The following is a 17,674-nucleotide window of genomic DNA, read 5'->3' as shown; positions in this document are numbered from 1 at the left end:
GAATGAGTGATGAAGCAGTAGAAATGCCGTACAAGCGCTGCCCGAAGGGTTCTTCCTAAACGCTTTTTACTCTTTGTTGCTGATTTTTGACTTAGCCCACTAAGCCTACAAACCAGAGCCGCGGGTGGTCAATCAGGGATGTAAGGACTGCTATAACCTTGCTATAAGCTGATTGGTATATTGGTTTTACCAAAACTAGCAAATATAAAAAGGGGAGCTTAATAGCTCCCCTTTTTTACAATATCAATTGAAATATTTTTTACAGATTTACACGTTAAATCTGAAGTGAATGACATCACCATCTTTAACTATGTAATCTTTACCTTCTAAACGCCATTTACCTGCATCTTTAGCACCTTGTTCACCTTTAAATTCGATGAAGTTTTCGTAGCTAATAATTTCAGCACGAATAAAACCTTTTTCAAAGTCACTATGGATCACACCGGCAGTTTGAGGGGCGGTAGAACCTTCAGGGAAAGTCCAAGCTCGCACTTCTTGTACGCCAGCTGTGAAGTAAGTTTGTAAAGCTAGTAGTTCATAACCACAACGAATAACGCGATTTAACCCAGGCTCTTCTAAGCCCATATCAGCCATAAATTCAGCTTTTTCTTCTTCGTCTAGTTCACCAATTTCTGCTTCTATTTCAGCACAAACCGCAACCACAACCGAGCCTTCTGCAGCAGCAATTTCGCGTACTTGATCTAGGTAAGGGTTATTTTCAAATCCATCATCATTGACGTTAGCAATATACATAGTAGGTTTTAGTGTTAAGAAGTTCATGTAACTGATTAATTTCAGTTCGTCTTTAGTTAACTCAACCGAACGTAATAGTTCACCTTCATCTAAATGAGGTTTAATTTTTTCTAATACCTTCATTTCTGCTTTCGCGTCAGCATCGCCGCCTTTGGCTCTTTTAGCGACTCTGAATAGCGCTTTTTCTGTGGTATCTAAGTCAGATAAGGCTAACTCTGTGTTGATGATTTCAATGTCATCTTTAGGACTCACTTTGCCCGCAACGTGCACTATATTGTCATTATCAAAACAACGTACTACGTGGCCAATGGCGTCAGTTTCACGGATGTTAGCTAAAAACTTGTTACCTAAACCTTCACCTTTAGATGCTCCTTCTACTAAACCTGCAATATCTACAAATTCCATTGTGGTAGGAAGAATACGTTTAGGTTGAACTATTTCAGCTAATTTATCTAAACGTAAATCAGGAACTGGCACTACACCTGTATTAGGTTCAATCGTACAAAATGGAAAGTTTGCTGCTTCAATGCCTGCTTTGGTTAATGCATTAAAAAGCGTAGATTTACCTACATTTGGTAGGCCAACAATGCCGCATTTAAAACCCATTTTGTAATCCTCTTATTCGTATAATATTTACTGGCGAGAGTAATATAGCCAATAAACGTAAATTTTTATAAATTGATGTTTGCATTTCTGGCTATTTAGCCTTAAAGCTATTCAGCTTTAAAAGAATGCAGTCGGTTCATCGCTTTTTTTAAATCATCTTTGATTAAAATATCAGTGCAACGTGTAGCTTCATCAATTGCATCTTCGATTTGCTGCTGTTCTTTTTGTGGGGCTTTACCTAATACATGGCCAGTTACACGGTTTTTATCACCGGGATGACCTATGCCAATCCGTAACCGTAAAAAATCTCGATTGTTGCCCATTTTACTGACAATATCGCGAATGCCATTTTGACTAGAACTGCCGCCAATTTTATATTTTGCTACGCCAGGGGGTAGATCTAACTCGTCAAACGCCACTAATAATCCCGATAATGGAATACGATAAAATTTAGCCATAGCTGCAACAGCTTGACCGCTTTTATTCATGAAAGTTGTGGGGATTAACAGGCGAATATCTTGACCGCCAATGGAGATGCGACCAGTGTAGCCAAAAAACTTGTTTTCGAGTTTTAACGTGCAGTTATATGATTTTGCTAGTGATTCGACAAACCACCATCCAGCATTATGTCGAGTATGCTGATATTCGGGGCCTGGATTACCCAGGCCCACGATTAACTGAATACTGGTATCAGTAGATTCAGTCAAGCAACTTATTCCTCTGTTGCTTCTTCTTCAGCTGAGTCATCTTCGTCAGCTTTAGGGCCTTTAGCTACTTTAACTGTAACAACAGCTAGATCATGATCTTCGCCTTTGCTAAGTTCAACTAAAGAAACACCTTTAGGTAATACTAAGTCAGACAAATGAAGAGTCTGTCCAAGTTCTACAGCTGAAAGATCAACTGAGATAAACTCTGGAAGGTTACCAGGTAAACAGTTAATTTCAACGTCAACCATGTGGTGTTCAGCATGACCGCCTAAAGTTTTAATTGATTCTGCTTTATCTTCATTAATGAAGTGTAAAGGTACGTTAGTTTGCAATTCTTTTTTCGCATCAACACGTAAGAAATCAAGGTGCATAACAAGAGGTTTAAAAGCATGACGTTGCATGTCTTTAACCAATACTTCAACGCTTTCGCCAGCAATATTTAGCGTTAAAACGTGAGAGTAAAAAGCTTCAAATGCTTGAGCAAGAAAAACTTTGTTATGGCTAAGTGTTAAAGAAACGGCTTCTTTTTCCGCTCCGTATAAGACTGCAGGTACTTTACCAGCGTGACGTAGGCGGCGGCTCGCACCTTTCCCTAAATCAGTACGGACTTCTGCGTCTAGAGTAAAAATTCCATCAGACATTGAGATAACTCCAAAATAAGTAAATTGTGTGTAAATCCTTGCGACCAGGATCTACGTTAATATAGATATATTACAGCTTGACGCTCGCGATATATCTAAACCCCAATAAAAAGGGCGGCGAATATTACCACTAGCTTGGGCGCTACACAATGTAAAGACATAAAAAAGGCGACCTTAAGTCGCCTTTTATGCAAAATTCAAATAATTATTAGTATTCGAACATCGCAGAGATAGATTCTTCGTTACTCACACGTCGAATTGCTTCAGCTAACATGTTTGATAAAGTCAGTTGTTTAACTTTAGGAATCGCTCTGATTTCAGGATCTAACGGAATGCTATCTGTGATGATAATTTCGTCGATAACTGAATCACGAATGTTTTGTGCTGCATTACCAGAAAATATCGCATGAGTGGCATAGGCATAAACATTTTTAGCACCGTGTGCTTTAAGTGCTTCGGCGGCTTTAGCTAAGGTACCACCAGTATCAATCATGTCGTCAACTATGATGCAATCTCTGCCTTGAACATCCCCAATAATGTGCATAACTTGGGCAACATTAGCTTTAGGACGACGTTTATCTATGATCGCTAGGTCAGTGTCATTCATTAGTTTGGCAAGTGCTCTTGCACGCACTACACCACCAATATCAGGTGAAACCACTACTGGGTTTTCAAAGTTACGTTGTCGCATGTCATCTAATAAAATTGGTGTACCAAAAGCGTTATCAACTGGAACATCAAAGAACCCCTGAATTTGTTCAGCGTGTAAATCGATAGTTAATACTCGGTCTACGCCAACATTTGATAAGAAGTCAGCCACTACTTTAGCTGTAATGGGGACCCTAGCTGAACGTACACGTCTGTCTTGACGGGCATAACCAAAATAAGGAATTACTGCTGTAATACGACCTGCAGACGCACGACGGAAAGCATCGATCATTACAATCAATTCCATCAAGTTGTCGTTAGTAGGGGCGCAAGTCGATTGAATAATGAATACATCTGAACCACGGACATTTTCATGTACTTCTACACTGATTTCACCGTCACTAAATCTCCCAACACTGGCGTGTCCAAGTTTAGTGTAAAGTCTGTCAGCCACTTTTTGTGCTAATTCAGGTACTGCATTTCCAGCGAAAATCTTCATATCCGGCACGATTCAAATCCTCAGTGCGTAAATTTTAGGAGGTGACTGGCTAGTGAGTGTTTTGCACAATAACAATATAAAATCCAAAACATCGACTTACTCAGCATACATTAATCAGTAAAAATGGCTGGGGTAGCTGGACTTGAACCAACGAATGGCGGGATCAAAACCCGCTGCCTTACCACTTGGCTATACCCCAATTAAACTTTTTATTCCCGGATCACATGTCGACTATATTAATTATCAAAATTACATAGACGTATATAATGGCGAAATGTTTCGACCATCTGCAACAAAACTAGTGCTACCTTGCGGTAACAAAGATTGAACCTTCAGTGCGTCCTGATGTTGTTCAAACATTGCAAATACACATGCACCGGTACCGGTCATTCTTGACGGCGCGTATTCTAACAACCACTGTAATGTGTTTGCAACATTCGGATAGCGTTCACACACTAATTCTTGACAATCATTGTGTGTATTGTCGAATTTGTAGTCTGAAAATTTTATTTTTGCTGTATTTCTGGGCAAATTGGCTTGAGTGAATATTTCTGCGGTAGAAACATGACAATCTGGAAAAACCACTAAATATGATTTTTGAGCTAGTTCTACCCCTTGTAATTTTTCACCCACTCCTTCAGCAAAAGCCGTTTTGCCATAAATAAAAATGGGCACATCGGCACCTAAACTCAATCCAATTTCTGCCAATGTAGTCTTCGTCAGATTAAGGTCCCATAAAATATTCAGTGCCACTAGAGTAGTGGCAGCATTTGAAGAGCCTCCGCCAATACCACCGCCCATAGGTAAACGTTTGATTAGATGAATATGACAACCTATATTCTTGGCTTTATTCGCTAAAGGGTGATTTTGTAATTGTTTGGCGGCTTTAATAATCAGGTTGTCTTCATCTGCCACTCCAGGGATAGGGTCTGCTAAGGTTATTTGACCCGTGTTATTAATTTCAAAAGCCAACTCATCACCAAAATCTAATAATTGAAATAAACTTTGTAATTGATGATAACCATTGTCATAACGACCATTAATATGCAGAAATAAATTTAATTTAGCCGGACTGGGCCACCATTTGAGTGTTGCTTGTGTGTTATCTAAGACCATGAATTCACTCTAATTAATAATTGACTATTATTACTGCGATTTTTGAAGGTTATTTTGTGTGGTAACCAAGTGTCACCCACTAGTTGGTAATTATCGTAATTAATTAACCAGTCTTCACAGCTATCACAATTGGGTTGGATTTGGCTCACCCAGCCTTGCTCGCTAGTGACAAATTTGGCTTTTTCAGTAATTTGACCTTTTACCCAAATAGGGAATTGCTCAACCGGTATTTGCCAGCCAGTGATCCGCCAAATTAAAAAACTAGCATCAGTATCTTCATATACCTCGTCATCGGCTTCTAAAGTAACTTGTTGTTTATCGCCATACATTTTAAGTATCGAAGTGCCAATTATGCTGGTTAAATTTAATTTGTATGTTTGCTGATTTTGTTGCCAACTAAAACTAGCACTTTGTTTTTTACCTTTGCTGCTAAAACCTAATCTGCCTTTGATATGCCAGTTTTGTAGTTGCATTAATTGTTTTTGGTGTTGCGCCGAGTTCAGCATTGCATGTGGGGGAGGCGGCTGAGCACAACTGACAAGCAATATCACTAGACTAGCGATTAAAAGTCGAGCTGATAAATATATTGGTGAGCGAAATAAAGGCAAAAGTTATCCAATTTTTAGTTTTTAAAGTATAAATTTTAGGGAGACAATATGAACATACAAGTGACTGCTCTTTCAATAGTTTTACCTTTTGCGTACAATGCCGCCAAAATTTTGCTGTAAATTAACTATCAATCAATGACTTTAATCGCATTTGGCATCAATCATAAAACCGCTCCTATTGAGTTGCGAGAAAAATTAGCTTTTTCTCCAGACGAAATTGTAGAGGCGCTTGCTTCGTTAAAGCAAAACACAGGTGCACTTGAGTCAGTTATCGTATCTACATGTAATAGAACGGAAATATACGCTCAGATTGAAGAAAGCAAAACCCATAATATTTTACAATGGTTAGCTGATTTTCATGGTGTTAATGCCGATGATTTAACCAATAACAGCTATTTTCATGCTGATCAACAAGCTGCAGTGCACATAATGCGTGTTGCTTGTGGGCTCGATTCTTTGATGTTAGGCGAGCCACAAATTTTAGGGCAAGTGAAACAAGCTTTTACAGATGCAAAAAATTCAGGGGTAATAAATACCGATTTTGAACGGTTATTTCAACATACCTTTTCGGTAGCAAAACGAGTACGAAGTGAAACCGATATAGGAGCTAATGCTGTGTCTGTGGCTTATGCTTCGGTACAACTGGCTAAACATATTTTTTCATCGTTAGAAAAAAGCAGAGTGTTGTTGATAGGCGCCGGTGACACAATCGAACTGGTTGCTAAACATTTATCAGAGCAAGGCGTGAAGTCGCTTACTGTGGCGAATCGTACTTTAGCTAGAGCCCAAGCTATTGCCGAACCTCTAGGTGGCGCGGTATTAACCTTATCGCAAATTCCTAGTCATCTAAAAAATGCCGATATTGTGATCAGCTCTACAGCCAGTCAATTACCTATTTTAGGTAAAGGTTTAGTGCAAAGTGCTTTAAAAGAGCGTAAACATAAACCTATGTTTTTAGTTGATTTAGCCGTACCCAGAGATGTGGAAGCTGAAGTGGCTGAATTAGACGATGCATATTTGTACACAGTGGATGATTTACAACAAATTGTAGAAAAAAATCTAGCCTCACGACAAGATGCGGCAGTGCTTGCTCACGAAATGGTTGAACAACAAGTTCAACAATTTATTCAGTGGCAGCAAGGGAAATCTTCAATTGATGTGTTAAAAACCTTTAGAGATCAAAGTGTAGAACAAAGAGATAACTTAGTTAATCGTGCGATTAACCAGCTAGCTGATGGAAAACAAGCCGAACAGGTGTTGGTAGAACTGGCCAATAAACTGACTAATAGTTTAATTCATGCGCCTACCAAGGCTTTGAAAAAAGCAGCTAATGAGCAAGACACCCAAAGCTTATCTATTTTAAAAGATGCATTAGGACTAAAAAATCTGGATAATTAGCAGATTATCTACAAAATCTAACCAAATACTTTATTAGTTAAGACGGTTACCGTCATTGCTTACAGGAAAAAAATGAAAGAATCTGTTCAAAATAAATTGGAAACCCTAGTTGAGCGCTTTGAAGAAGTGCAAGCTTTGCTGGGTGAAGCAGAAGTCATATCCGACCAAGACAGATACCGTGGTTTAACCAAAGAATATTCTCAGTTAGAAGACGTAGTGAAATGTTTTCGCGAGTATCAAGACGCACAGCAAGATTTAGAATCTTCGCAAGAAATGATGCAAGAAGACGATGCTGAAATGCGTGAAATGGCGCAAGAAGAATTTAAAGCCGCAAAACAAAAAATTGAAGTCTTAACCCAAGACCTACAAGTATTGTTGTTACCTAAAGATCCGAATGATGACAGCAACTGCTTTGTGGAAATACGCGCGGGTGCAGGTGGCGATGAAGCTGCTATTTTTGCTGGTGATATATTCCGTATGTACAGCCGTTTTGCTGAAAAGCAGGGGTGGAAAGTAGAAGTGGTTACCACCAACGAAGGTGAGCACGGTGGTTACAAAGAAGTGATTGCTAATATTTTAGGTGATGGCGCTTACGGTATTATGAAATTTGAATCGGGCGGTCACAGAGTACAACGTGTACCAGAAACCGAATCTCAAGGTCGAGTGCATACTTCTGCTTGTACTGTGGTGGTCATGCCGGAAGTACCAGAATCTGAAGCCATCGAAATCAATAAAGCAGATTTAAAAATTGATACCTTTAGGGCGTCAGGCGCAGGTGGTCAACACGTTAACAAAACGGACTCAGCTATCCGTATTACTCATGTGCCTTCTGGTTTGATAGTCGAATGTCAAGATCAGCGTTCGCAACATAAAAACAGAGCCCAGGCTATGTCGGTACTACAGTCAAGGTTGACTCAACTTGAAGAAGAAAAACGCCAAGCTGAAGAAACCTCTACTCGTCGTAACTTAGTGGCCAGCGGTGATCGTTCTGAACGTATTCGTACTTATAATTTCCCACAAGGTCGAGTCACTGATCACAGAATTAATTTAACCCTATATCGTTTAGATGACGTAATAGCAGGTGAGTTAAACGCTGTACTTGAGCCAATTCGTCAAGAACACCAAGCAGACTTGTTGGCATCACTGTCTGATGCATAACAATTTTTTTATACTTTGAGCGATAGTCAACAGACTATTGCTCAAGTCTTACAATGGGCAAAACAGCAATTAGCCACACATCAGGTAAGTGATGATGGCCAGACCGATTCCTCTGCTATCGACAGTAAATTATTACTCTGCGCAGCCTTAGACTGTGAACTCATTTATCTACATACTTGGCCTGATAAGCTGTTAACTTCGCAACAACTTAATACTTTTCAATCCTTTATCTCACAACGCATAACGGGACAACCCGTGGCTTATCTTGTGGGTTATCGCGATTTTTGGTCTTTGCGCTTAAAAGTTTCAGCCGCCACTTTGATCCCGCGAGCCGATACCGAACGTTTAGTCGAAGTCGCACTCGAATTGCCAATTCCCTCAGACGCCAAGGTATTAGACTTAGGCACTGGGACTGGTGCTATCGCTTTGTCTTTAGCCTCTGAACAAGCAAATTGGACAGTCACAGGTTTAGATAAAAGTGCAGATGCCGTGGCCTTAGCCAAAGACAATGCCACGGCTAATCAGTTACCAAGAGTCAAATTTATTCAGAGTGATTGGTTTAGTGCAGTTGGCCAACAAAAATATCATTTAATTGTCAGTAATCCTCCATACGTTGAATCCGATAGTCAGTTTTTATCACAAGGTGATGTCAGGTTTGAACCTGCTAGTGCTTTAACTTCAGGGATTGATGGCCTAGATGACATCAAATATATAGTGGCGCAAAGCAAACATTATTTATTGCCTGAAGCTTGGTTAGTTATAGAGCATGGTTATCAACAAGGGCAGGCGGTAGCAGAAATATTTGTCTCAAATGGATTTGTGGATGTCCGTACAGAAGTTGATCTAGACCACCAACCTAGGCTCACCTTAGGTAAATATTTATAAATTATCGTTAATAATTAACGATATAGCTTGTTCTTCTGGTCACTTACCTTTATTTTGTCTGGGTTTAATTTTAAATGTCTAACGGCTAGCATACACAGGAAAGGTTTATGTCTGACGAAATATTTTTTGCTGAAGATAATGAAGAACAAGAAACAACAAGTTTAGGTAAATGGAAAGTCTTAATTGTTGATGATGAACCTGAGATTCATGCGGTTACAAAGCTAGCCTTAGGTGATTTTGTGTTTCAAGATCGAAGCTTAGAGTTTATCTGTGCTTATAGTGGTGCTGAAGCTAAAAAAATGTTTCGTGAGCATCGCGATATTGCTGTGGTGTTACTCGATGTAGTCATGGAAACCGATGACGCCGGGCTCAAAGTAGCTGATTTTATTCGAAATGACATCAATAACCATTTTACTCGTATTATTTTACGTACAGGCCAGCCAGGCCAAGCCCCAGAGCGTGATGTGATTATTAATTATGATATTAATGATTATAAATCTAAAACAGAATTAACCTCGCAAAAGCTTTTTACCGTAGTGATTTCAGCCTTACGTTCATATCGTGACATTAATGCGATTGAAGAAAACCGCAAAGGTTTAGAAAAAATCATTGCTGCTTCAGCTGATTTATTTAGCATCTTGTCTCTAGAAAACTTTATTGAAGGCATAGTACAGCAACTTTCATCTTTATTGGGGGGGACAAAAGGTGCGGTATATTTAACCTCTGCGGTGGCCGGACCTAAACCATTAGATAGTTACAATCCCAATGAATTATATGTGTTTACGGGCAAAGGTGATTATGCAAATAGATCTGGTGAAAAGCTAGAACAGGTGCTCTCGGGGGCTGAATTATTATCTTGTCACAATGCTTATCAAAATAAATGTCTGGTTTTTGAAAATGAATATTTAGTGGCTTATTGTGGCAGTAAAACCCAAAAAGGCTCGTTATTGTACATGTCGGGTTTACCTAGAAAATTAAGTGAGACTGACAAACATTTAGTGGAAATATTTTCGCAAAATGTACAAATTGCCTTTGACAATGTCTTACTAACAAAAGATATAGAAGATACTCAAAGAGAAGTGATTGAGCGTATTGGTCAAGCCATGGAACATCATTTTGGTAAAGGTAGGCATATCCAAAGAATGGTCAAAATATGTGATGTGTTAGGTCGCAACGCTGGACTTAACAAAGCCGAATTAAATACTTTATGTTTGGCTGTACCTTTACATGATATTGGTAAAATAAAAATACCAGAAACTTTATCTATGCCTGTCAGTAAGCTTGATAAATCAGAACTAGATTCTTTACGTTATCACGCTGAATTTGGTTATAACTTATTAAAAGACTCAAGTCGTCCTTTGATAAAAACCGCAGCCTTGATTGCTAGAGATCATCATGAATATTGGAACGGCAATGGTTACCCAAGAGGGAAATCAGGTGACAATATTCATATTTTTTGTCGTATTACTAGCTTGGCCAATGCCTTTGATTCTTTACGAAACAAACGTAATAGTGAAGAAAATTGTGATTTACAAAAGGTTTTAGCTGTTATCATCAGTCAAAAAGGTGAACAGTTTGATCCCTCGTTAGTCGATATCCTAGTCGCTAATATCGATGAGATTGAACAAATCATTTGTGACTTTCCAGATGACGAAAATTCGTCAATAAATCAACTCAATTAAGGTTTTTAATATTTATGTATACCCTTGTTAAACATTTACACCTCACAGCTATTGGATTAAGTGTGTTGCTATTTATATTCCGTTTTGTGCTGTTGTCGATCAAGTCGCCAATGTTGCAAAAAAAGTGGATAAGAGTGTTGCCACATATTGTTGATACTGTACTGATTTTAAGTGCCATTACTTTATGTGTGTTACTACAGCAATATCCATTAGTTGATGCTTGGGTAACCGAAAAACTGTTTGCACTGATTATGTATATATTCATGGTAGTACTGGCGTTAAAAATGGCTAGAAACAGCTTTATGCGGGTAGTTGGTTTTGTTGGAGCGTTAAGTTGGGTGGCATTTGCCGGTATGGTAGCCATCAGTAAACAGCCCATATTATTTTTATAATTAAAATAACGAAAATTTAGGTAAAGATCCTCAGTAATAACCCGATAAAAAGGAGTATTGTTTTTATCGGGGTGAGGCCATTGAAAAAGTTAAGACAAGCTATTGCAGACAATAATAGTTTGCTGGCGGGTTTGCAGTTAGCTAATATTTTCAAGACAGAAGGGGTTAATCCTCAATCTTATTTGTGCACTATTTTACAATGGGCTGAACAAGTAAAAAAAGAAATGCGTGTCTCAGCCAGAGATGCCGATTCATTCCAACAATTAAGACGTTACTTTTATGTAGATTTGGCATTTAGTGGTGACCAGAAACAAGATTGTATTAGCCACAATCACTTATTAAACCAAGTGATAGATTACCGAACCGGTATTGCCATCACCTTGTCTATTGTGTTTCAAGCGTTAGCCAAAGCCGTGGGTTTTAATGTTAGTGGCATTAATTTTCCCGGACATTTTTTGTTAAAGTGTCAATTTGACAACGCGGCCACTATTTACCTTGATCCGTTAAATGGTAATCAACTGACTCGCGACGATTTAGCCGCCTTATATTTTTCTATCTTACCCAGTGTAGAAGATGAAAAAATGCCTGAAGAAGCTTTAGACGAAGCCAGTTGTGCCGAAACAGTGGTTAGGTTGTTACATAACCTTAAAAGCACATTTATCAATACTAAGTCTTACGATAACGCATTAACCGTAGTCGAGATTTTAGTTAACTTGTGTCCAAATGATCCCTACGAACGCAGAGACAGAGGGTTTTTATTACACCAACTCGATTGCACCCAAGTGGCAATTGCAGACTACCAATATTTTATTCGTAAGTGCCCTAAAGACCCCTCATCACAATTGCTACAAGCGCAATTACAGCAACTAGCCGAACAACAACCAGAAGTGTTTCATTAGAACAGTCTGACAGCAAGCATAGTGTAAAACCTGCTGCTTGTTGGGGAGACGAGCGGTTTAGTTTACCTCAATTAGCTTAACCGCTTGAATATGTAAAGGTGTACAACTGCCTTGGCTGATTGCCTCATATTTAACCTCATACCAAGCGCCTTTTAATGGCACCGAGTCAAACATGTTAGGCCGCACTTCATATTGGTTATCACCATGACTTAAGATCACAAAAGAGGGAGTGATCTTTGCCACCTGAGCCCTATCGACCGCCGCTAAATAAGTACATGCACCACCTACTTTGTCAGTTAATCCACAGCCGGATAATATTATGCCAAACAACAATATCAGTAATGGTAAGCGATTATTCATTAGGTTTCTCGTGGCTGCATAGAAATTGAATTTTACCTACAAACTAAGTTAAGTCCAAGCAAGCTAAGAAAAACATGATATTCGCTTATCTGTTTTTATGGTATTTCTTTTATCCGAAAACTTGTTAGGATAGAGTGAGTTAAGTGGATAAACCCTAAGATAAATCAGGGTGATCCTATGCATCGCCTTGGTTCAACTGGCTTGCTGTTGCAATAAAAGGAATACAATGTCTGCGGACTATTACAACAATCAAGTGAATGAGATTTCTAGGCAGTATTTGTCTGTTACCTTTGAAGAGGTACATAGTACTTGGTCACAGCATTTAACCCCTATTTTAGCCAAGCCTAATACCACTATTTTAGATGTTGGCGCTGGGGTAGGGCGTGATGTAAAACGCATCGCAGAGCTTGCAGCCGCAATTCAAACCCCAGCCCAAAACATATCTAACACTTGCCAAATTTATGCAGTTGAACCAGCAGCAGAATTGATGAAAGTAGGGCAGTTAACCACTGCCGAACATAATATTCATTGGCTGCAAGACTCACTACCTTCGCTCGATAAAATAACTCGCCTAGAAATCAGTTTTGATTTAATTCTTCTCAGTGCTGTTTGGATGCATGTGCCGCCTTCTAAGCGTAATCGCGCCTTACGTAAACTGGCTAACTTACTTAAGCCAGGCGGCAAAATTGTTATCTCCCTCAAGTTTGGTATGACAGCAAGCGAGCAGCAAAAACGCTGTATGCACAATGTGAGTGTGGAAGAAGTTGAAGGTTTAGCGCAAAACCTTGGGTTGTTTTCGACATTAGTCACAGCAAACCAAACAGATAAACTAGGCCGCAACGAAGTACATTGGCAAACCCTAGTGTTACAAATGCCAGATGACGGCACAGGTGCATTCCCATTTATTCGCCATGTGGCCATTAACGACGGTAAATCTGCCACACACAAGTTGGCGCTTTTAAGAGTTTTATTACGTATTGCCGACGGTCATCCGGGGGCTGTATTACGCCGCGAATCTAGCCCAAGTGGCGACAGGGTGATTTTACCGGTTGGTTTAGTGGCTTTGTATTGGTGTCATCAATATAAAGAATTAATCGATACGCACCAGTTATACCAAACACCCAATAAAAGTCCGAACATGGGCTTTATGAAAGCCGATGGTTGGCATAAGTTAACCCATCGAACAGCGGCAGATTATCGTATTGGTAACTTGTTTGTGGGTGACGATGCTATAGCTTTGCACAAAACCCTTTCAGCAGCAGTGACCAACATTAAAACCATGCCGTGTCGTTTTATTACTCTGCCAAATAGTGAGCAAGCTATTTTTGAGGTAGACAACAAAACAGTCAAAGCCAAAGACAGCTTTTTTCTAGATCTACAAACCTTAGAACAATGGGGCGAGTTTTCACTGCCAGAATCTACTTGGTTGGCCTTCAACCGATACGCCTGTTGGATTGAGCCAGTACTCGTCAACGAATGGGTAAAAACCATGGCCAGTTATGCAGGCAATCAGCAATATGCCGCAGCAGAAAATCAACACCACTTACAACAAGCATTAAACTGGCTAGAGCCAAAACGCACGACCACAGAAGTACGCACTCGTTTTGAACAAGTGAAACAACAAACACCCGAGCTAGCTCAATGTGTATGGTCGGCAAAGTCACTAACCAAACAATACGATATTGACCACAGCATGCCTTTTGCCCGCTGGCCTAATAACGACCTATGGAACCTCTTACCAACCGACTGCAAAATAAATAACCAAAAAAGCGACCGGCTACCCACAGAACAAAAATTAAAAAACGCCAAAGAGCGCATTCAACTCTGGTGGCAACAAGCTTGGCTTAAACCCAGTGATACAAACCAAATTCAAGAACAAACAGCCAGCTACCAAGTTAATTCTGTCAGTACCACTGTAGCGAATATCTCAACAGAATTAGCACAAACAGCAACTAACCAGCCATGGCAAAACAAACGCTTTTTCGCCGAAGCCAACATCGCCTTACCCGGCTTAAACTCAAACAACCAATCAATTGATGACTTGTTTGAAGCGCTAGTGGTACAGCGTGTTAGATTAAAAGAAATGCAGCAGTTGAGGGAGTGGTAACTAATAAGCGGTAACGAATAGAAACTAAAGGGGCTCAATGTGCCTACATTTCGGAAAACTACTGCAACCCAAAAATTCATTACCAATGTTCACTCCTTTTTTCGCGGTACGTTTCACCATAGGCGAAGCACATTTTGGGCATGTGGTTGTAGTTGTCGGCTTAACTATTGGCTTATCGATTGGTTTAACTGAAGGTTGCAAAGGTTTAGTGGTTTGCACGTCAGCAATCAATTCAAGTAATTGATCGCCGTTAATCAACTCAATGGGCAGGTCTTGTGCAAACTTAATTGCATCTTTGGTAAAATGTCCAGAACTCACCACATAAACACTCACAGCGTTTGATGCGGTCAATACACCAAACATTTCACGAACAATCGATACACCCACCTTAGATCTGCGCCATTGTTTGCATTGCACTATGTGTAATCTTCCGTCTTTACGCAGAGTAAGGTCGATACCACCATCGGCACCACCCACCATGTTCTCCTGTACCGCAAATCCCTTACGACGAAAAGCCTCACCCACCAACACCTCAAAATCACTCCAACTGGTTTCTCTAAGGGTTTCGATACTACGTTGTCGATTAATCAATTGTTTGCGTTTTTGGCGTATAAAAATCGACGAAATGGCAGGTAGTAAAAACATACCACCAAACATCCAAGCCATGTTTTGTCCGACAGTCGCAATCATTGATATGTAAGGATTGCCCATTCCCAAATTAGGAAACACAAACTTAAGTGCTACATACACACAGATGCCAGCAATAACACTTACCCACCAAGGTAAATAAGAAAAAGATTTTAAAAGTGAAGGGTTATTGCGACTCATGATCAATCCGTGATTTTAAACTTAGGGATTAAATATACCCGCCAATAAAAATTGTTCAATGTGCCGTTTGATAACTGGTTATTAGATTTTATATATGGGTGCGACGTTTGTCGGGGAGTTATTTGATTGAATTGTGTTTCGTGTTTTGCATTTTATTACGATGGGTGTCCTATTAGTGCGCTATTAGTGCGCTATTACGATGGGTGTCCTATTAGTGTTTCGTGTTTTGCATTTTATTACGATGGGTGTCCTATTAGTGCGCTATTACGATGGGTGTCCTATTAGTGTTAAGGTAAACGGGCGTAAGTGATACGAGGATATGTAACCCGAGCTCATGTTATTTACATCGGATCAAGAGTAAGAAGGACACGCTTGTCATTTTTTTGCAACTGACAAGAACGGTGAACGGCTGCCATTTTAGCTTGTTTGTCCCAAGCTTTTCCTTTTAATAATCCCACATCAAAGGGATTCATTTGTTGGATGTGACTTTGCTTGTAGTACGCACCTGAATTGGTTTTTGCGAAGCCTTGCTTTTGCTGTTTTGGAGGTTGATCTTGTAATGCTTCTAGGGGTAACCATTGAGTGCCTGAACCAAGATATGTGGTCACTAAGCGCACTGGAATATTATCTATGTGAAAAGTAGGGCACATGGCTGATTTCAACGGCACTAAACGTAAACCAACATCATCGCAATCGAACAAGCAAGTAAGCATATCCGAGAGCAAGTAAATATCTTCAATCGCATCTTTCTTACCCTCATATTCGGGTAAAGTGTTGTTAAGCTCTTGCTCTAACGACTTCATTGAAAAGACGCTTCGCATGCCCATTCCCAAAGATTGAAAGGCATTTTCAAAGTAACAACTAATGACAGAAGAAGCCTGCCGCTGCCAAATTGCCACACTAATATTAGGCGAAAAGATATCACTTAACACTAGTGGTGAATCATCACTCCTCCAAGTGGACAGGGATAGTTTTTCAGCTAACTCCATAATTAGTGCTCCCACTCAGGGAAAGGATCGGGCAATGTTGACCACATGGCTTTACCCGCTAACACATCCTCTTCACTTAATAAGCATGCATGCAATCGTTCAGTAATATCATCCTTATTTAAGCCTTGTCCTATAAATACTAACTCTTGACGCATATCACCGAAAGGTTCAACCCATTGCTCTTCAATCGCTGTTAGGTATTCAGGATCGTCTGGCCATTGATCTTTTGGTACTGACTTCCAAAATAACCCCGCCGCTCCGTATCTGGCCATTCCTCCAGCCTGACTCCAGCTTCCTGCTAGTTGAGGACGTGTCGCTAACCAGAAAAAACCTTTGGAGCGAATTAATTTTCCAGCTATTTCTTTGCTATGTAAAAAATCGAAGAACTTTTGTGGATGGAAAGGGCGCCTAGCCTCGAATACAAAACTACTAATGCCGTACTCTTCTGTTTCAGGAATATGTTCACCCCGTAATTCTTTAAGCCAACCAGGAGCTTGCTGTGCTTTTTCAAAACTAAATTTACCTGTAGCTAAAACTTGCCTAACAGGTACATCTCCATTTTTGATTGGGATTTGTATCGCTTCTGTATTTAGCGTACTGAGAATACTCTTTAATCGTCCAAGTTCTGAGTCAGATACTAAATCAACTTTGCTTATCAATAAAACATCAGCAAATTCAACTTGTTCAACTAATAAATCCGCAACACTTCGCTCGTCTTCTTCTCCTAGACTTTCACCTACTTCTTGCAAAGATTTAGCCTGGTCATAATCATTTAAAAAGTTAAGAGCGTCGACTACCGTCACCATAGTATCGAGTACTGCTGCGTTCGAAAGGCTTACACCATCTTCGTCGGCAAAGGTAAAAGTTTCAGCAACAGGCAATGGCTCAGAGATTCCAGTAGATTCAATGACTAAATAGTCATATTTCCCTTCTATTGCTAGGCGGTTAATTTCTTCGAGTAGGTCTTCTCTTAAGGTGCAGCAAATACAACCATTACTCATCTCTACTAACTTTTCTTCAGAACGATTGAAACTTATTTCATTCTTAACGGTAGCGGCATCGATATTAATTTCGCTCATATCATTCACAATAACCGCAACTTTGAGGCCGTCTCTGTTATTAAGAATATGGTTTAATACTGTAGTTTTACCTGCCCCAAGGAAACCTGATAGAACTGTGACTGGCAGTAGAGAATTTTTTGACATGGTAATCGCTATTTTGTTTATTTAAAAAATATTTAATGAATAATTTTGGCTATGAAAACTAAAATCACCCTCATGGTTATGTTATATTATAACATTAAATTCAAAGGTTCTAGGATTTTAATTTTAGAAATAAAAGGGTCAGTGTCACTTTAAATAAATACAGTTTAAGACTCACTGCGTCTTGAATTGAGTT

Annotated in this window: 17 protein-coding genes and 1 tRNA gene; 7 read left to right on the top strand and 11 right to left on the bottom strand. The window is 39.6% G+C overall.

The features are described 5' to 3' along the window. Positions 1–267: 267 nt before the first annotated feature. From ychF to lolB, 7 genes are all read right to left on the bottom strand, one after another. Positions 268–1,359 (bottom strand): redox-regulated ATPase YchF, encoded by a 1,092-nt coding sequence (gene ychF, locus GQR87_RS12785; protein WP_158969880.1) that lies wholly within the window; start codon positions 1,357–1,359, stop codon positions 268–270. Between the two features lie 107 nt (positions 1,360–1,466). Next, a complete protein-coding gene (gene pth / locus GQR87_RS12780) occupies positions 1,467–2,066 on the bottom strand; it encodes an aminoacyl-tRNA hydrolase (RefSeq protein ID WP_158969878.1) in 600 nt (199 codons plus the stop codon). Between the two features lie 5 nt (positions 2,067–2,071). Continuing rightward, entirely contained in the window at positions 2,072–2,707 is a 636-nt protein-coding gene (locus GQR87_RS12775; RefSeq protein ID WP_158969876.1) for a 50S ribosomal protein L25/general stress protein Ctc, read from the bottom strand. Positions 2,708–2,915: 208 nt separating this feature from the next. Beyond that, positions 2,916–3,863 carry a ribose-phosphate pyrophosphokinase gene (locus GQR87_RS12770; protein WP_158969874.1) on the bottom strand — a complete coding sequence of 316 codons (948 nt, stop codon included), beginning with the start codon at positions 3,861–3,863 and terminating at the stop codon, positions 2,916–2,918. Between the two features lie 115 nt (positions 3,864–3,978). Beyond that, positions 3,979–4,053, bottom strand: a tRNA-Gln gene (locus GQR87_RS12765). Positions 4,054–4,103: 50 nt separating this feature from the next. Next, on the bottom strand, positions 4,104–4,970 hold the full coding sequence (gene ispE, locus GQR87_RS12760; protein ID WP_158969872.1) for a 4-(cytidine 5'-diphospho)-2-C-methyl-D-erythritol kinase: 867 nt from the start codon (positions 4,968–4,970) through the stop codon (positions 4,104–4,106). Beyond that, positions 4,961–5,578, bottom strand: a complete 618-nt coding sequence (gene lolB, locus GQR87_RS12755; protein WP_233267259.1) for a lipoprotein insertase outer membrane protein LolB — start codon at positions 5,576–5,578, stop codon at positions 4,961–4,963. The genes ispE and lolB overlap by 10 nt, the downstream gene beginning before the upstream one ends. Before the next feature lie 135 nt (positions 5,579–5,713). Here lolB and hemA point away from each other — a divergent pair, with 135 nt between their 5' ends. The 6 genes from hemA (at position 5,714) to GQR87_RS12725 (ending at position 11,992) form a co-directional block, all read left to right on the top strand. After that, positions 5,714–6,976 carry a glutamyl-tRNA reductase gene (gene hemA, locus GQR87_RS12750; RefSeq protein ID WP_158969869.1) on the top strand — a complete coding sequence of 421 codons (1,263 nt, stop codon included), beginning with the start codon at positions 5,714–5,716 and terminating at the stop codon, positions 6,974–6,976. A 72-nt stretch (positions 6,977–7,048) separates the two neighbouring features. Further along, positions 7,049–8,134, top strand: coding sequence for a peptide chain release factor 1 (gene prfA, locus GQR87_RS12745; RefSeq protein WP_158969867.1), 1,086 nt, complete (start codon positions 7,049–7,051; stop codon positions 8,132–8,134). A 15-nt stretch (positions 8,135–8,149) separates the two neighbouring features. Then, complete coding sequence (gene prmC / locus GQR87_RS12740; protein ID WP_158969865.1) at positions 8,150–9,019, top strand: peptide chain release factor N(5)-glutamine methyltransferase; 870 nt, start codon at positions 8,150–8,152, stop codon at positions 9,017–9,019. 107 nt (positions 9,020–9,126) lie between these two features. Next, positions 9,127–10,701 (top strand): DUF3369 domain-containing protein, encoded by a 1,575-nt coding sequence (locus GQR87_RS12735; protein ID WP_158969863.1) that lies wholly within the window; start codon positions 9,127–9,129, stop codon positions 10,699–10,701. A 14-nt stretch (positions 10,702–10,715) separates the two neighbouring features. After that, positions 10,716–11,093, top strand: coding sequence for a SirB2 family protein (locus GQR87_RS12730; protein WP_158969861.1), 378 nt, complete (start codon positions 10,716–10,718; stop codon positions 11,091–11,093). A gap of 80 nt (positions 11,094–11,173) precedes the next feature. Beyond that, complete coding sequence (locus tag GQR87_RS12725; RefSeq protein ID WP_158969859.1) at positions 11,174–11,992, top strand: SirB1 family protein; 819 nt, start codon at positions 11,174–11,176, stop codon at positions 11,990–11,992. Positions 11,993–12,049: 57 nt separating this feature from the next. Here GQR87_RS12725 and GQR87_RS12720 read toward each other — a convergent pair whose 3' ends face one another. After that, on the bottom strand, positions 12,050–12,352 hold the full coding sequence (locus GQR87_RS12720) for a hypothetical protein (RefSeq protein ID WP_158969857.1): 303 nt from the start codon (positions 12,350–12,352) through the stop codon (positions 12,050–12,052). Positions 12,353–12,578: 226 nt separating this feature from the next. Between GQR87_RS12720 and GQR87_RS12715 the strand changes: the two genes are divergently transcribed. Next, positions 12,579–14,459, top strand: a complete 1,881-nt coding sequence (locus GQR87_RS12715; RefSeq protein WP_158969855.1) for a class I SAM-dependent methyltransferase — start codon at positions 12,579–12,581, stop codon at positions 14,457–14,459. A gap of 24 nt (positions 14,460–14,483) precedes the next feature. Here GQR87_RS12715 and GQR87_RS12710 read toward each other — a convergent pair whose 3' ends face one another. The 3 genes from GQR87_RS12710 to zigA all read right to left on the bottom strand — a co-directional run bounded on the left by GQR87_RS12710 (position 14,484) and on the right by zigA (position 17,481). Beyond that, positions 14,484–15,287 carry a restriction endonuclease gene (locus GQR87_RS12710; RefSeq protein WP_158969853.1) on the bottom strand — a complete coding sequence of 268 codons (804 nt, stop codon included), beginning with the start codon at positions 15,285–15,287 and terminating at the stop codon, positions 14,484–14,486. 341 nt (positions 15,288–15,628) lie between these two features. Continuing rightward, on the bottom strand, positions 15,629–16,276 hold the full coding sequence (locus GQR87_RS12705; RefSeq protein WP_158969851.1) for a DUF1826 domain-containing protein: 648 nt from the start codon (positions 16,274–16,276) through the stop codon (positions 15,629–15,631). A gap of 2 nt (positions 16,277–16,278) precedes the next feature. After that, a complete protein-coding gene (gene zigA, locus GQR87_RS12700; RefSeq protein ID WP_158969849.1) occupies positions 16,279–17,481 on the bottom strand; it encodes a zinc metallochaperone GTPase ZigA in 1,203 nt (400 codons plus the stop codon). Positions 17,482–17,674 lie beyond the last annotated feature (193 nt).

Origin of the sequence: Paraglaciecola sp. L3A3 (assembly GCF_009796765.1) — a bacterium.
Classification (GTDB): domain Bacteria; phylum Pseudomonadota; class Gammaproteobacteria; order Enterobacterales; family Alteromonadaceae; genus Paraglaciecola.
This window is presented reverse-complemented; position numbering and strand designations above follow the sequence as displayed.

What these genes read in the sequence shown, in the direction of transcription:
- GQR87_RS12715 (WP_158969855.1), top strand. Translation starts at nt 12,579, where the DNA reads ATGTCTGCGGACTATTACAACAATCAAGTGAATGAGATTTCTAGGCAG.
- hemA (WP_158969869.1), top strand. Translation starts at nt 5,714, where the DNA reads ATGACTTTAATCGCATTTGGCATCAATCATAAAACCGCTCCTATTGAG.
- ychF (WP_158969880.1), bottom strand. Translation starts at nt 1,359, where the DNA reads ATGGGTTTTAAATGCGGCATTGTTGGCCTACCAAATGTAGGTAAATCT.
- ispE (WP_158969872.1), bottom strand. Translation starts at nt 4,970, where the DNA reads ATGGTCTTAGATAACACACAAGCAACACTCAAATGGTGGCCCAGTCCG.
- prfA (WP_158969867.1), top strand. Translation starts at nt 7,049, where the DNA reads ATGAAAGAATCTGTTCAAAATAAATTGGAAACCCTAGTTGAGCGCTTT.
- zigA (WP_158969849.1), bottom strand. Translation starts at nt 17,481, where the DNA reads ATGTCAAAAAATTCTCTACTGCCAGTCACAGTTCTATCAGGTTTCCTT.
- GQR87_RS12775 (WP_158969876.1), bottom strand. Translation starts at nt 2,707, where the DNA reads ATGTCTGATGGAATTTTTACTCTAGACGCAGAAGTCCGTACTGATTTA.
- GQR87_RS12705 (WP_158969851.1), bottom strand. Translation starts at nt 16,276, where the DNA reads ATGGAGTTAGCTGAAAAACTATCCCTGTCCACTTGGAGGAGTGATGAT.
- GQR87_RS12730 (WP_158969861.1), top strand. Translation starts at nt 10,716, where the DNA reads ATGTATACCCTTGTTAAACATTTACACCTCACAGCTATTGGATTAAGT.
- GQR87_RS12720 (WP_158969857.1), bottom strand. Translation starts at nt 12,352, where the DNA reads ATGAATAATCGCTTACCATTACTGATATTGTTGTTTGGCATAATATTA.
- GQR87_RS12710 (WP_158969853.1), bottom strand. Translation starts at nt 15,287, where the DNA reads ATGAGTCGCAATAACCCTTCACTTTTAAAATCTTTTTCTTATTTACCT.
- GQR87_RS12735 (WP_158969863.1), top strand. Translation starts at nt 9,127, where the DNA reads ATGTCTGACGAAATATTTTTTGCTGAAGATAATGAAGAACAAGAAACA.